We start from the raw sequence: 14,015 nt of genomic DNA, 5'->3' as shown, positions 1-14,015 counted from the left end.
TTATTTGCCCTTCTTCACATTCAAATTCTGATTTAAACCATTTGTTTTAAGCTTGCCCTTATTGATTACAGGAGGCTGGCTCATCTGTAGTCTTCTATAAGAGTTCGCACCTACATATTTCAATCTAAAAAACTGTTCTAATTGACAGCGATATTGAATACTCAACATGAGATTCTCCCGTTGTTGTTTGTCCGTATTCTTGATCAAGCTAATCCCCACAGTAGGGGATTGGCTTGAGTCGCCGTCACAGAAATAAGTACAGCCTTGCTGCTCCGTCAGCCTGCTCCAGTAGTGAGTCAGGTACTCGACGTAATCCTTAGTTTGATCACGAGTATTGCCATCCAGGAAAAAGATCACTTTGACAAAGAAGCCCTTTTTAAGGCTATGACCAAAGCCAAAGAGATACCCTACAATTTGTTTCAGGGTTTTATTACGCCGTCGGTTCTCAAGGAGTTGATCTATCTGTTGTTTAAGTAGCTCAAGTCGATAAGGTCCATGAAACTCCTGTTTCAGGTCGGTTGGATTATTGTGCTGTAAATCTTGCTGATCTGGCGTATAAGCAAAATCTACAGGTATAACCCATAGCTGACCGTACTTCTGGAGTAATTTGCTTACTAGCAACTTACATGACGTAAAGTTCTCTTTGTGTTGCTCCTCTCTTTTTCGAATAACATCTTTAACGGTGGAGCTCTTTAGCTCCTTACGTAACAATTCAATAAACTCGTTAAGTAGTTCGATCCGTTGTTTCAAATTACTTGGATTTCTTCCTCTCAAATTTCTTTCAAACAAGCCGTATAGGCTTGGATGACTATCCATTTCATCTAATGTTTTAAAGAAACATTTAGTCTCTTCACATACATCGAAAGGCTTTAAGAAATAAGGATTGGTGTTTATCAGGTCATCAAACATCTTGATGAATGGCCTGAACCACTTCCCGTATTCAAAATATTCCCACCCTTGCTCTGTCTGTTTGATCGTTGCTGCTGGCAACAGAGTTTTATTGCAGTCCAGAACAAAGCGGGGTATATCCAGCATCCTGTCTAACCGAAAGTCACTGTATAAAAACCGTGATTGATAACCATTAGACGGTGCAAGGGTGACCTGATTTTCACAGATCAGTTCCCTCAATTTCTTAGCTTTAAACTGCTTCATATCTCTACTTTTATAGGCTAAATAAATATCTGTTCAGCTGAATCATTTCTGCCATTTAAGTTTTTAAAATGGGTAGGTAGTAGGGTCCTGACCTAAACACCACATGATTCTGTTAGACAAGAGAGAAAGAGCTGGCATATCCTTCTCATTTAAATTACTTCTTAGTTCCTTCGTAATGGGATGATGTGAGTAATCCTACAAAGGATTTAACGAAATTTCATTTTGATTCTCCTTACTGGAATGAAATATTCTTTTTCTTTTAAGTTGTTGAAAAAAATACCTTTATATAATTTTGTTCTTTTTATATACTATTATGATTATCTGAATAAATTTTGTTAAAAATCAGATTATTATGTTTTCACATTGATTTTTTAGTATGTTTTTTATAGTTAAAAAAGTCTTGTGCAAAAACTAGTTTTTTGAGCTAGGGGAAATTGAAATATTAAGTATTTTTGAGGCTGAAATTTACGTATTGAGTAAAAATACTAAACAGCACTCTTTGGTTAGAGTGCTGTTTAGATAACGTTTCATTTGAAGGGGATGAGTCTAGGAATGGGATAGGGGAATATATTACTTATCCTTCAATAATTTCTTCGAGAAGGGCTTCATCATTTTTGATCCAATTGGTCATTACATCTAGTGCGTATGAATTTCTATTTATAAAAGTATACTTATCATGTTTAAAGTTCTTTTCTAGTGTTTCTTGCTCCGCAATTAGCATGTCCAAGTGTTTTAGTCTTTCCTGAGCATGAGAACGGCGCTCTGTATTGGAAGCATAAGAATTTAACCAAGCATTCTTTTTTAATTCTTTTTCAAGTCTGTCCTTGGCTTGTGAATATAGCTGTTTATAGTCACGACGCCCAGCTAAAGCATAAGCTAAATTTTGCTGGGGCTGTTTTTTCATAATTTCATGAAACTGTTTTTTCACTATTGGATCTGTAACAATTGCATGGGGCGATTTCCATTTTTTATTATTTTTGAGGCTTATCTCTTTAATTACCTTAATAAATAAAGTGCAATGCCATTCACTGAGTTGGCTAGATTTATTTTTGTTGAATAATTCAATCATGTCTTCACCAAAGTCAGGATCCGCCACGTATCTTGCTTGTTGACCTAAAGGATAGAAATACATCATCTCATAATTGGTTATATCACAATCACTAGGTGAGAATAAAAGGTATGATGAGTTTTTGAAAAGGCCTTGAAGTAATTTGTTTGCTTTTTCAATTTTTTCTATTTGAGATAAGCTGGCTTGGATGTCGCCATTCCATAAAATCTCACGGGTATCTTTACATAAACAAAATAAATAAGATAAAAGGAGCTCTTCTGGCATCTTACCAATTTCAAAAGGATTTTTTACTAGTTCATCTCTAAGATATAAATAGTCATCATAAGGAGTAATGACATGAGTTTGCTGATTCTTATCGTATAAATATTCATATTTGAGTGCTTCATAATTTACATTACTGGTGATGTGATTAGGATCTATAGAGATTGGATCTGCATAGTGACGCTTTTGGTGGTTATAACGGTCGAGAATATATCTTTCATAAATGCCCAATTGTTCAATGATATAAGGAATTTGCTCATTACAGGCATTATCTTGTTGATGGTCAGAGGGAAATCCCATTATAAAAAGCATTTCATTTCTGGCATAGTCTATATCATTGTTATTCATTGGTTTGAAAGCTCGAAAAAGTAGAATAAATAATACAGTAAATGATAATTGCGAATAGCCATTAAAAATGCAAAATTTACATAACACTTTTAAAGAACATTTCGTAAGTGATATATCCAAAGTCTTCAAGTAAAGCCTTGCTAGGGCTTTACTTGAAGAGTCTTTTTATCGGCTTAAGATATATAAAATTTGATCTTTTGTTAATCTATTAGATTTATCTAACTCATGCCACTTCTGAATCATAATTCGGTATCTATCTGCTTTAGGAGTATGTGAGTTAAGTACGCCAGCCTCAATGGTAGAAGAGAAACGGTGAGCTTTGTTAAGAGCATCTACAAATCCAATGAATTCTGGTTCATGATTGCCATCAAAACCAGCAAAACTAACATCTTGAATTGAAATTCCTGATTTGTTATTTAAAGCATTGTAGCTATCTTTTAAAACTTCAAAAACTCGAAGAATATTGAGGACTAATTCAACATCTTCATCTGGAATGTTTTCACAAAGGGAATTAAAACTTTCTTGGTATAGCCATTTATGTCCATCCCTTAGTTGTTCTGCTAAAAGTAGATAGTGTTCTTCATTTTTAAGGGTGCCCAAGATTTCATATTGGTTAGATAAAAATAAACGTTCTTTATCAGTTAGATCAAATTGCATATGTTTGTTGCTCTTTTAAGGGTATTAGTAATAAATAGATTGTTTTATTTTTAACTATTTCAAGGGCTGAAGCATAAAATTTTTTAACTTGAGGATAGGTTGGGTAGAGGCTTTATTGAAAAATTTTAATAGACATTGTTATTATAGTTAGATTGAGGGTTAACGTTATAAATGAGCTTTGAGTAACTTAATGAATTATTTTAAATAATTGATTTGGTTTATGGTGGTTCTGATTGATGTGACCAATTAATGGATTGAATATGTAATTATCTACCTTCGAAAATTATAAACAACTGCTCAAAAATGCGAAGAGCTAGAAAATACAATCTCGGTAAAAAAACATTCTTTGATACAGCAATTCGTAACCATTACGAAAAAAGGGTCTTCATGAATAATTGTCAATTTTTAAAACGCTTTTTTGAGATCCAAGCTGGAAAAATATTACCTCATCTTGAAGAGGCTTATAGTGATATCAACTTTGATGTTACTATTACTCCTAATGTTCCTGACAAAAATTACATTGTTGTATTTTCAGGTGATCACTTGATATTTCCTATCATTCTAGAGTTTCCCAAAAATGAACATCACTTAAGATTAGGTTGGGTTGATATATTTTTTATTGGGAAAAATAAGGTTCTAAAAGGAAAAAAAAGAATCGAGCTTCTTAAATTGATTGATGAATATATAAGAGCCAATCATTTACTGGATTGCGATGAATAGTGTGTTTTATAAAATTAAATAATAAGAATTTAACTGTATTTTCATTTATATACGACCTGTTTTTTACCTGAAAACACCTTGGGCTATTTATACCCAAGGTTTAATAAGTGGACGTATAAATAACCAAGTCGACTTAGAATATAGATAATTTTAAAAATTACTGAGCTGTTTAACTCATCCGTAAATGCGACTGGTCATACTTCCGTGGGCATCCCATTTTGACTTCAGGAACATCTAGAGTTTTACTGATACGGAATCCACGAAGGCGTTTCTGAGTCGTAAATTGAAAGTACTGATCATTCTTGCAGAGATAATCAAAACTCTGCTCAAGGTTATTTAGCATATCTACGTCAGAGTAATCCAACACTCCTAAAGCGCAGTAGTGGTAATCCTCTTTCTTCATATTACAGATGAATACAGAACCTTGGTTATTGGTCACTTGCTTCCATTGTTTGGCAATGTATTGTCCCCAGCTAATGTCTTCCTGATGATTCTGTCCATCAAAAAAGTAATAAGCGTGTACATGGAAACCTTTCTGAGGTCCGTATTCAATGCGATGGATATAACCCAGCGCATGCTTCATTCGATTGTGCCTAGCATTCTCATTGAGTCGCTCAAGTGAATCTAGAATGAATTGGCTATCCTGTTCAGATTTCCATTGTTCAGATGAAATATGATTGTTTATTAAGCTTTCGGGGGATCGCATAATGCCAAGGTCTACTCTGACAACCAGTATTTTCGAATGAACATGGAGTAGGGCATGCACAAGATTTACCATTTTCTCTTTAGTTTTTAATCTTTTATATTTCCGGTTATGTAATCGTTTACGAACTTTAGCACTTTTCATTTTATCATTCAGAAGGGACTGGAATCGATTCAAAGCTGTAACGTAGGCTTGTACCTGTTCATTGCTATAAATTCTATTTGAAGAGAATGTGCCTAAAATGAATCTCTCCACATCTGATAATCCTTGAATGACAGAATGGATGGTTTCTAATTCTACACTCACAGTATAGGTGCCAGACAGAGGCATGGAAAAGATTGAAGGCAATGCTGAGATTAATTGAATTGGAAGGTCTTTTGCATATTGAATGGATAGTTTCTTATTACCCAGAATCCCTTTCATAGTTCGTAAGGAAGCTAAAGGACGCTGCTGAAGACAATGAATCCCTAACTGTAAGCCGTCAATAAAACATTGGGTCTCAGGATTGGAAGGTAATCGAAACTCAACTACGTCACCTTCATTGTTATTTACCTCATAGCAAGAATGATCCTCTTGAATCTGATCAAGTAGCTGGAGTGCTTTTAGGTCGTCTAAGGACCATTGCCCAGCAGTGGATGCCAAGTTCGGTTTAGTAATGCAGTGGTTCATAGATATATACCTAATGGAAAATTGGATGGTTTATTTGCGTAAATTAGACAAAGCTCATCTTGGGACACTGTTTTGAGCAGTGCCCTCAGTGAGCATTCAAGAATTAATTGAGGAGTTGATTGAGCTATCGATCTCATGACATAGTTTTTGCATCACAGTTCTGCTAGGTTGGGGAGAGCTAAAACTCTGAATATGTGTGTTTATTTATGGATGAAATATATCTTGGATATATATTTCATCTGAAATACTAGATTGTATCTATTGACTAAATAACTAGATTGTTGGTTTCATAGGTTAGTTATATTGAATATATAAATAATTTAAAACCTAAACTCCGTTCATGTTTTGCCTACTTCTATACGGCAATTTTAACCTTCTCGTAAATACGAGCGTATTTGGATGAGCCCGATATACGGACTTAAGCAGATCACAAAGCTCTTTTTCTAACGAACTGGACTCGGTAATTTTTATCTCGTATGATATGTCAGTACCGTAAAAAATAACTGAATTAGTCTTCTTATGAAGTTAAAGCAACGAAGAATTAAATCGATATTTTATATCTAGAAGACATCCCCATCTCATTACAAATTAAATGCATGTCGACAGTCGTTTTAAGTTATTCGTGAATCTGAAAATAGACCTTGAAGGTTGTACACTCTTAGGTTTAAATAGATGTTTTAAAACGTAATTGTAGATAAATATGTGCAAAGTACAAACGGTGAAATTGGTATAGTAAATCCATCTTATTGAACTCAAAATTAAACATTCGTTAAGAGTCTTTATATAAAACGTTGAATATAATTTTTACTTGGAAGCACTAAAAAACAGTTAGGAAAATTTCCATGCCTCTCTCAAAAAGCCATTACTGGATATTTATTCTATTCACAGTTTTCTATTTTTTCATTTTATATAAATTCTTTGGTATTACGTTAGTGAAGGTAAGGTCTTTATCTGCTAATGAAGTTGGTGATTTCTTAGCAGGCGTATTTTCCCCATTGGCCTTTTTATTTTTGATTTTAGGTTACTTTCAAAACACTAAAGCTTTGCAAATGCAAAGCCAAGAGTTAAAAGCAAGCACAGATGCATTAAATCTACAGACTCAAGAATTAGCGAATAATGTTGAAGAGCAAAGAAAGTTACTCAATGTCACACAGCAAGAATTAGAAATTAAACATTTTGAAGCAAGGCCTCATTTAACTTTTTATAGTTATCCTTTTAACCTAACGGTGAAGGATTTTCCTGAATACGGCGATGATGGTTATATTATCGATATGGATCCTCATGAGGTCGCAGATATTAAGATTATCATTGAAAATAGGGGAGAGGTGGCAAAGCATATAACTATTGAAGAGTTGGACTCGGACTTTGATGATTTTAATATAGCGCTTTATGAGTTGGTAGCAAAGCAGGAAACTAGGCTTGAAATTGAATTTATAGGAGAGCGACTTGAACTTTTAAAAACCGAATTTCAACAAGATATCAATTTAAGAATTATTTACCATGATAAATATGGGCGACAATATTCTGACCTAATTGATGTTTATATTTTCGCATTGAGAGATGCTTCTGGTGGTTTTGGGGTAAATATCAAGTGAAATATCCCTTGTTCAAATGAAGTATAAAATTGAATAAGATTAATTAATCTATTAAAAACTATAACAATCACTTTATGGCTTAATCGATAGATCATTGACACCTTAAATATTGCACATTATCCTTTCAGTGCTGGCCTACATTTGCCAGTCGGTTTTAGCAGACCGCGCGTATAGCACATCAGATCAGTTTCCTCTGAGAAACAGTTTTGTGTGAAACCCTTAAGTCCTCTTCTCGTTGCGGTAGGACGGGAGGGGGACGCCTTGTGCGTGCTGGTTCTATATGCCCAGTCTGCTAACCCCCTTTCGTTCTGCCACCATCATTTAGCAGTGATTGGTAGATACCTAATGCATATAGGAGTCCGCCATGCGTACTATTTCTAATTCCATTTTTTCTTCTCAATACCTGCCTGAATTGAAATTCAGGATATAGCTTCCTTTTGCTGATTCAACTGAAACTTGATGACGATCAATTTTAATCATAAGCATGGGTACTGCCCAGAATAAGTCATGTCTGCGCTTTATTAAAACAAAATGATTAATTAAACCTGATCTCAAATAAAGAAATTTCAAATACACATTACCTCAGTGAAGCCATAACGCTTTAAGCGCTGGCATTAAAAACATAAGTCATTACGAGAGGATAGAATGAAATTAAAACTCATTTTTTCATTGTCAGGCTGCGTATTGTTGACCGCCTGTAGCAGCGCATTTGAATCAGAATTTAAAGATGGTTGTCGCAGCTTTGGTGGCAATCGTAGTTTCTGTTCATGTAGCTATAACGAGGTAGAGAAACACTACGGAGAAGAACGACTTAAACAGATCAAGAACCCCATGCAGTTTCCTGAAGATTGGGAAGATAAAGTACAGAAAGCAGGTTTAGCCTGTATGTCTGAATTGAACTAGGAGGGGCTAAAGATGAGAAATCTATTGATCACTTATCTGCTGATTATGATGGGTTACTGGTTCAAATTGATATGGACATTACCTGCTGGCTATTCCAAAGCTTATCTCTTAGGACGAGCCTTTGTATGGCCTTTTACTTTTTTAGAATGGTTATTTTCTTAAAACTTATCAAGAAGCATAACAATGAAAAATACAACTCAAGCAATTGCGACAAAGCCCTACTGGAAAATCATCAGCGTTATTTTAGTTTTAGTGATGATTGGCGCCTATCTGTTTAACCAACATTTGCAACGTAAAGCAGAGCTTCAGTTAGCACAGCTGGCTGTAGAGCAAGTTAAAGCGCAAAAAGCCCAAACTGCTGATGTAGCTCAAGCTCCATCTGAACCGACAGAAAGTGAAGAAGGACTTTCTGGGATTCAAGGTTTAAGCATAGATCTGGAAAAGCAAACTGCCAACTTAACAGTCAATGATGATGGCGTTGCAGGCGCCATAGCTGCAGTTGAAGCAGCGAAAGCCTCACAAAGCTCAGCGACTGAGCATTTAACCATGCAAATTGATCCTGAATACCATGACGGAAAAACCTTAAGTTCAAATGCTTCAAAGTACGGCTTAAAGCCAATCAAAACTGCACCTGCCGATCTAAATGCAACCGTTTCAAGTATTGACCAGATGTTAGCGTCACATCTCATCGATGTTTGGGGGCGATCTAGCCCAGATCAGGTGGCGAAGCGAGTTGAAGGCTGGAGTCAGCAGGGCAACAGCATTACTTATCGTGCCGCATGGGACTCAGATCGTTATCAATGTACTTGGTATGTGGTGCAATGGAACAAGAGTAACAACCAAGTTTTAAGCGAAGGCTACAAACCTTGTTTTTAAACAAAATGCCTTTTCATAATTTTAATTTCAAATGAATTTTATACCCATTTAAAACAGGAATATTGCAATGAAAAATATCAGAATAATCAGCTGTGGTTTATTCGGTTTATTGATTTCAACAGCAGTGATGGCGAAGACAGAACAAATCATCTTAAAAAAAGATGTGGGGTTTGGTGAGGAAGCAGTCATTTTTCCAACCACAAAGGGTGAAGTGTTCCTCAATCGTTATGCACTTCCAGCAGCAGTTGCAAAACAAATCAAGCCTTATAAAAAAGGCCAATGCTTAGAAATTCAGTCTAAACATGGTTTTTTTAAAGATACTGGGGATGGGCAATATATCCAAAGCATCGGTCCCTGTAAAAGTAGATCAGGTTTAGCGGTACCTAAAGTAAATAGATAAACTGTACCAGTTTAAATTTAAACCGAATCAATACTAAAAACCACGAGCCGATGCTCGTGGTTTTTTTATGTCTATATCTCAATATTTAATCAAGGAAAAACACCATGCAGCAATGCCCTTATTGCCATTCACCACATGTGCAATTACTACGGCGAAGTCAACAAACACAACCCAAAACTAAGTTCACTTTCTCATCCTGCTCACCGATGTCACTCGCTAGCGTTGGTATGCAAATCTCTAAACGGCTGGGGATTAATCCAATGGTTGGTGGTTTTATCGGCCTAACGGTAGGAGGGGTATTTCTACTCTACATCCAACAGCAAGAGAATCTCATTACCTTGCATTACCAGTGTGAGCAATGTCAGGAACATTTTGAAATTCAACAAGCTGAATGATCCTAAATAAATTCATCAGTATTTTACTCAATTAATTCAGATCAATAAGAAGGAAAACCTTATGGCCCATCAACTTGAACAAATGGCTTATGTTGGCCAAACCCCTTGGCATGGCCTAGGCAATCAACTCAGCCCAAATCAACCGCTTGAAGTCTGGGCACAACAGGCAGGCATGGAATGGCAGATCGAAAGCTCGAATGTCAGCTATATGGCTCAGAACGAGCGAGGGCAAAGTATTATCATGCCCTATGAAGAACAACGTGTTCTGTACCGCTCAGATACCCATGCACCGCTATCCGTGGTCAGCCAGCGTTATCAGGAAGTTCAACCTATAGAAATTTTAAATTTCTACAAAGACTTGACTGAGCAATCAGGCTTTGAACTAGAAACTGCTGGGGTGTTGAAAGGTGGAAAGAAATTCTGGGCATTGGCTAAAACAGGACAGACTTCAACACTCAAAGGCAAGGATGTCAGCAATGGCTATATTTTATTGGCAACTGCTTGTGATGGAACGCTTGCCACCACAGCACAATTTACGTCCATTCGTGTGGTGTGTAATAACACCTTAGCCATTGCACTGAAAGGGCAAAACACGAGTGCAGGTGTGGTGAAAGTTCCTCACAGCACCAAGTTCGATGCAGACAAGATCAAACAACAATTGGGTATTTCTGTACGTGCATGGGATGAACACATGTATCAAATGAAACAGCTGAGTCAACGTAAAGTCTCTCAACAAGAAGCGGCAGCTTACTTTGATGCAGTATTTAATAATACTAGTCTTAGCCAGATAGAACAGGATGAAGGCATTATTCAATTTTATCGCAATGTTGTGAATCAAACCAAACCAAATAAAGCAGAACCGAATGGGCGTGCTATGTCCAAAGTCATGACCATGTTTAATGGGCATGGACGGGGAGCAGAGCTCTCCTCAACCAAGGATACTGCCTATGGCTTACTCTGCGCCATAACAGAGCATTGTGACCACGAACGTCGAGCCATGAGTCAAGACCACCGACTTGATTCAGCATGGTTCGGTGCAGGTGCAGCGCTAAAACAGCGTGGATTGGAACAAGCACTGAGAATGGTCGCTTAAAAAATCATTTATCCAAGTTTGAGTTCATTCATACATTAGCCTAAGCATACTGTAAATCCATGCCTGCATCAGTCACACCTTTCTCAACATTACCATATGTGGCTTTTTTACGTAAAGATTTTAGTTCTGATCTGAAATAATTTAATTTTTTATGTAAATTATTTTCAACTCTTGGTTGAAAAAAGATATTTTTCCTCAATCATAAAGTAAATAGCTGAGCGATAGCAGGAACTAAAATCACTATGCAGTATTCTAAAAACCTCATCAGTCAACAAATTTCTGAAACAGAATTTTTGTTGCGCGTAACTGATAGTAAATTAGCTGAGGAACTAATAAAGCGTTTACCTAGTATATTCGGACGTTATATAGAAAAACCTGAACTCATCAAGAGTAATGGGATAGAGGAAACCCACTTTAAAATTTTAGGTATGGACTCAGAGAGTTTTGAAAGACACCTAAATACTTTAACTCCTGAACTTATTAATAATCTATCTAGCCATTAAGTTTATAAATAAAGTTTTTCTATAAGACAAGTTTTTATTGAAAAAACCACATCTCCAGATGTGGTTTTTTTATGCCACAAATTAAACCTTTTATAAGGAATTATCCATGAATCACATAATCTCCGAGACAATACCTGCTAAACATGATATGGCCGTTACTCGATCTGTTCCATTAGTAACAACAAGGAAGACAGTGTCTGCGAAACGTCTAGCCGAAACTAAAAGTATGTCACAGGCAGAATGGCTTAATGTTCGTAAACAAGGCATTGGCAGTAGTGATTGTGCAGCTGCTTGTGGATTGAATCCCTATATGTCGATGCTTGAACTGTGGATGATCAAGAGAGGTCGTATCCAACAAAACATTGAGGACGAAAGCCAAGGACATGCACCGCTCTATTGGGGTAAACGGCTAGAACCCTTAGTCGTTGAATACTACAGCATACATACCAATTATAAAGTACGTCGGGTCAATGCCGTATTACAACACCCTGAACCTGATAAACACTTTATGTTAGCCAACTTAGATTACTCGGTAGTGGGTGATGCAGATGTCCAGATATTGGAGTGTAAAACAGCAGGAGAACATGGTGCCAAGCTTTGGCGAGATGGCGTACCTCTATACGTCTTGTGCCAAGTACAACATCAATTGGCAGTCACTGGCAAGAAAGCAGCACATATTTGTGTATTGATCTGCGGGCATGAAACACGAATCTTTAAAGTGACTCGTTCAGAATCAGTGATCCAACACATCATCTATGCTGAACGACACTTCTGGGAGTGCGTGGAAAAAGATACCCCGCCTGATGCTGATGCGAGTGAATCAGCAGCCAAAGCCTTACAACTGCTTTATCCTGAACATATTCCACTCTGTACCGCAGATTTATCCGAAGATATGCAAGCCAATCAACAATTTGAACAATTGATTCAAGCACGTCATCAAATTGAGACCAGTCAAGAGGCATTCGACCAGCTTAAACATCAACTACAAGCCAAAATGCAACAAGCTGAACGAGCGACCTTTAAAACAGGCTCAGTGACATGGAAGAAGTCTAAAGACTCAATTGGCTTAGATAGCAAGGCTTTACTGAAAAAGTACCCTGAATATCTCAATCAATTCCCTCAAAACAAACAAGGATCACGGCGTTTTAACATCTATACAGATGATGATTAAAACCAAATTAGCCTAGGTTGAATTTACAAACCAAACATCTAATTGAGCTAACAATCCCATGTCTAAACGCATGGGTTTTTTATGCAAATTTCATTTTAACCAAGCATAGCAATACAACACATTTAAATGGAAGAGGGCGACACCATGATTAAAGGTTTAGCGATTACACCACCGATACTTGGACGAATTAGTATTGGTAAAGTCGTCGAAAAGAATGGAAAGCGGTTCCCTGAACGGGATGATCAATTCACCATTACCAGCCAAATCCAAGGTAAAGATGGATGGGTGAAACATCCACTAGATGAACAGCTCCGAGCCAAAGTTCCCAATCAAAAACTCAGAATCATTCCAGTGCGAATGATCTTCAATAACCCTGATCTTAACTTTCGAGCGGAATACACCTTATTTGATCGACAAACAGGGCGACTTGTTTGTGTGGGAAATGGTGAAACTTGTCAAAGGCAGACCAACCAAGGCATTAAACAACATCCATGCCCATCACCTGACTTATGTCCTTTGGCGCAAGGCTGCAACTGTAAGCCTCTTGGCCGATTACATGTCAATTTGGATGAGTCGGATGAACTGGGTACTTTTATTTTTAGGACTACAGGCTTTAATAGTATTCGTACTTTGGCAGCGAGACTCAGTTATTACCATGCAGCATCGAATGGCTTACTTTCATGCTTACCATTGCAACTCACACTGAGAGGTAAGTCGACAACACAAAGCTATCGAACACCTGTGTATTACGTCGATTTAACTTTAAGAGATGGTGTCAATCTTGAACAAGCCATTCAAACGGCTAAGGAAATTGACCAACAAAGCAAGGCTTCAGGATTTAATCAACATGCTTTAGATCAAATAGCACGACAGGGTTATGGCAATGCTAAGTTTGAGGTGAATTCTGAGGAGGGTCTGAATTTAATCGAGGAGTTTTATACTGATGAAAATTGTGAAGCTGAACAACAGTCTAAAGACTCAAAAGTTAAGATAAAGTCTAAATTGAATCAAAATATTGGTCTTGTTCAAGATATTCAGCAGGGGCTCCAGCAATCTGTAAGGTCTGTAAACTAAATTAAAGGATAATTTAAAGATTTTCCTGTACTTTATTATTCTTCTTTTATTAAACTTAAAATAACTGTTGTAATTGTGATAAATTTTGCTTAATATTTAATTATTGTTAAATATATCAAGTTTTATGTGCTCATGGTTTCCCCAAAACATGAGCATCTTTTTAATCCCTTTTATATACCTATGTTCTCCAATTCATAGGTATTTTTTTAAAGATCAGCTTTCTAATTTTTTAAATATAAAATGCACAAAACAAGTTCATTTTGCATTTTAAACGGACTAAAAAGATACAATTATTTATGTGGTTTAAATAATAAAAAAGATTTAAATACCATTAAATAATTTAAAACAGGTTTTAATTTGGTAAATTTATTGCATATCAGTTGCTTAGTTTAAAACTATTTGTGAATTGCAAAAAATAAATATAAG

General features: G+C 36.4%; 15 protein-coding genes. 11 read left to right on the top strand and 4 right to left on the bottom strand.

Going from position 1 to position 14,015, the window contains the following annotated elements; translation table 11 throughout:
• The 3 genes from FY049_RS21290 to FY049_RS21280 form a co-directional block, all read right to left on the bottom strand.
• A complete protein-coding gene (locus FY049_RS21290; RefSeq protein ID WP_446084336.1) occupies nucleotides 1–1,152 on the bottom strand; it encodes a hypothetical protein in 1,152 nt (383 codons plus the stop codon).
• 574 nt (nucleotides 1,153–1,726) lie between these two features.
• The gene (locus FY049_RS21285; RefSeq protein ID WP_446084335.1) at nucleotides 1,727–2,830 is read right to left on the bottom strand and encodes a hypothetical protein; all 1,104 of its coding nucleotides are present in this window, start codon (nucleotides 2,828–2,830) and stop codon (nucleotides 1,727–1,729) included.
• A 165-nt stretch (nucleotides 2,831–2,995) separates the two neighbouring features.
• The gene (locus FY049_RS21280) at nucleotides 2,996–3,487 is read right to left on the bottom strand and encodes a YfbU family protein (RefSeq protein WP_446084334.1); all 492 of its coding nucleotides are present in this window, start codon (nucleotides 3,485–3,487) and stop codon (nucleotides 2,996–2,998) included.
• Nucleotides 3,488–3,874: 387 nt separating this feature from the next.
• Between FY049_RS21280 and FY049_RS21275 the strand changes: the two genes are divergently transcribed.
• Entirely contained in the window at nucleotides 3,875–4,207 is a 333-nt protein-coding gene (locus FY049_RS21275; protein WP_446084333.1) for a hypothetical protein, read from the top strand.
• A 169-nt stretch (nucleotides 4,208–4,376) separates the two neighbouring features.
• Here the strand turns inward: FY049_RS21275 and FY049_RS21270 are convergent, their stop codons facing one another.
• On the bottom strand, nucleotides 4,377–5,579 hold the full coding sequence (locus FY049_RS21270) for a hypothetical protein (RefSeq protein WP_446084332.1): 1,203 nt from the start codon (nucleotides 5,577–5,579) through the stop codon (nucleotides 4,377–4,379).
• A gap of 842 nt (nucleotides 5,580–6,421) precedes the next feature.
• Here FY049_RS21270 and FY049_RS21265 point away from each other — a divergent pair.
• The 10 genes from FY049_RS21265 (at nucleotide 6,422) to FY049_RS21220 (ending at nucleotide 13,589) form a co-directional block, all read left to right on the top strand.
• Entirely contained in the window at nucleotides 6,422–7,174 is a 753-nt protein-coding gene (locus FY049_RS21265) for a hypothetical protein (protein ID WP_446084331.1), read from the top strand.
• Between the two features lie 645 nt (nucleotides 7,175–7,819).
• Entirely contained in the window at nucleotides 7,820–8,077 is a 258-nt protein-coding gene (locus FY049_RS21260) for a hypothetical protein (RefSeq protein ID WP_446084330.1), read from the top strand.
• Nucleotides 8,078–8,089: 12 nt separating this feature from the next.
• Nucleotides 8,090–8,239 (top strand): hypothetical protein, encoded by a 150-nt coding sequence (locus tag FY049_RS21255; RefSeq protein WP_446084329.1) that lies wholly within the window; start codon nucleotides 8,090–8,092, stop codon nucleotides 8,237–8,239.
• A 21-nt stretch (nucleotides 8,240–8,260) separates the two neighbouring features.
• Nucleotides 8,261–8,953 (top strand): hypothetical protein, encoded by a 693-nt coding sequence (locus FY049_RS21250; protein WP_446084328.1) that lies wholly within the window; start codon nucleotides 8,261–8,263, stop codon nucleotides 8,951–8,953.
• Nucleotides 8,954–9,020: 67 nt separating this feature from the next.
• Complete coding sequence (locus FY049_RS21245; RefSeq protein WP_446084327.1) at nucleotides 9,021–9,353, top strand: hypothetical protein; 333 nt, start codon at nucleotides 9,021–9,023, stop codon at nucleotides 9,351–9,353.
• 104 nt (nucleotides 9,354–9,457) lie between these two features.
• Complete coding sequence (locus tag FY049_RS21240; protein WP_446084326.1) at nucleotides 9,458–9,748, top strand: hypothetical protein; 291 nt, start codon at nucleotides 9,458–9,460, stop codon at nucleotides 9,746–9,748.
• Nucleotides 9,749–9,809: 61 nt separating this feature from the next.
• A complete protein-coding gene (locus tag FY049_RS21235; protein ID WP_446084325.1) occupies nucleotides 9,810–10,841 on the top strand; it encodes a DUF932 domain-containing protein in 1,032 nt (343 codons plus the stop codon).
• 242 nt (nucleotides 10,842–11,083) lie between these two features.
• Nucleotides 11,084–11,344 carry a hypothetical protein gene (locus tag FY049_RS21230; protein ID WP_446084324.1) on the top strand — a complete coding sequence of 87 codons (261 nt, stop codon included), beginning with the start codon at nucleotides 11,084–11,086 and terminating at the stop codon, nucleotides 11,342–11,344.
• Nucleotides 11,345–11,492: 148 nt separating this feature from the next.
• Nucleotides 11,493–12,515, top strand: a complete 1,023-nt coding sequence (locus FY049_RS21225; RefSeq protein WP_446084345.1) for a YqaJ viral recombinase family nuclease — start codon at nucleotides 11,493–11,495, stop codon at nucleotides 12,513–12,515.
• 144 nt (nucleotides 12,516–12,659) lie between these two features.
• Nucleotides 12,660–13,589 (top strand): recombination directionality factor, encoded by a 930-nt coding sequence (locus tag FY049_RS21220; protein WP_446084323.1) that lies wholly within the window; start codon nucleotides 12,660–12,662, stop codon nucleotides 13,587–13,589.
• Nucleotides 13,590–14,015: the final 426 nt, after the last annotated feature.

It is taken from the genome of Acinetobacter sp. 1125_18A, from assembly GCF_052824985.1.
This window is presented reverse-complemented; position numbering and strand designations above follow the sequence as displayed.

What these genes read in the sequence shown, in the direction of transcription:
- FY049_RS21265 (WP_446084331.1), top strand. Translation starts at nt 6,422, where the DNA reads ATGCCTCTCTCAAAAAGCCATTACTGGATATTTATTCTATTCACAGTT.
- FY049_RS21220 (WP_446084323.1), top strand. Translation starts at nt 12,660, where the DNA reads ATGATTAAAGGTTTAGCGATTACACCACCGATACTTGGACGAATTAGT.
- FY049_RS21225 (WP_446084345.1), top strand. Translation starts at nt 11,493, where the DNA reads ATGGCCGTTACTCGATCTGTTCCATTAGTAACAACAAGGAAGACAGTG.
- FY049_RS21270 (WP_446084332.1), bottom strand. Translation starts at nt 5,579, where the DNA reads ATGAACCACTGCATTACTAAACCGAACTTGGCATCCACTGCTGGGCAA.
- FY049_RS21235 (WP_446084325.1), top strand. Translation starts at nt 9,810, where the DNA reads ATGGCCCATCAACTTGAACAAATGGCTTATGTTGGCCAAACCCCTTGG.
- FY049_RS21255 (WP_446084329.1), top strand. Translation starts at nt 8,090, where the DNA reads ATGAGAAATCTATTGATCACTTATCTGCTGATTATGATGGGTTACTGG.
- FY049_RS21240 (WP_446084326.1), top strand. Translation starts at nt 9,458, where the DNA reads ATGCAGCAATGCCCTTATTGCCATTCACCACATGTGCAATTACTACGG.
- FY049_RS21285 (WP_446084335.1), bottom strand. Translation starts at nt 2,830, where the DNA reads ATGAATAACAATGATATAGACTATGCCAGAAATGAAATGCTTTTTATA.
- FY049_RS21250 (WP_446084328.1), top strand. Translation starts at nt 8,261, where the DNA reads ATGAAAAATACAACTCAAGCAATTGCGACAAAGCCCTACTGGAAAATC.
- FY049_RS21280 (WP_446084334.1), bottom strand. Translation starts at nt 3,487, where the DNA reads ATGCAATTTGATCTAACTGATAAAGAACGTTTATTTTTATCTAACCAA.
- FY049_RS21230 (WP_446084324.1), top strand. Translation starts at nt 11,084, where the DNA reads ATGCAGTATTCTAAAAACCTCATCAGTCAACAAATTTCTGAAACAGAA.
- FY049_RS21275 (WP_446084333.1), top strand. Translation starts at nt 3,875, where the DNA reads ATGAATAATTGTCAATTTTTAAAACGCTTTTTTGAGATCCAAGCTGGA.
- FY049_RS21260 (WP_446084330.1), top strand. Translation starts at nt 7,820, where the DNA reads ATGAAATTAAAACTCATTTTTTCATTGTCAGGCTGCGTATTGTTGACC.
- FY049_RS21245 (WP_446084327.1), top strand. Translation starts at nt 9,021, where the DNA reads ATGAAAAATATCAGAATAATCAGCTGTGGTTTATTCGGTTTATTGATT.
- FY049_RS21290 (WP_446084336.1), bottom strand. Translation starts at nt 1,152, where the DNA reads ATGAAGCAGTTTAAAGCTAAGAAATTGAGGGAACTGATCTGTGAAAAT.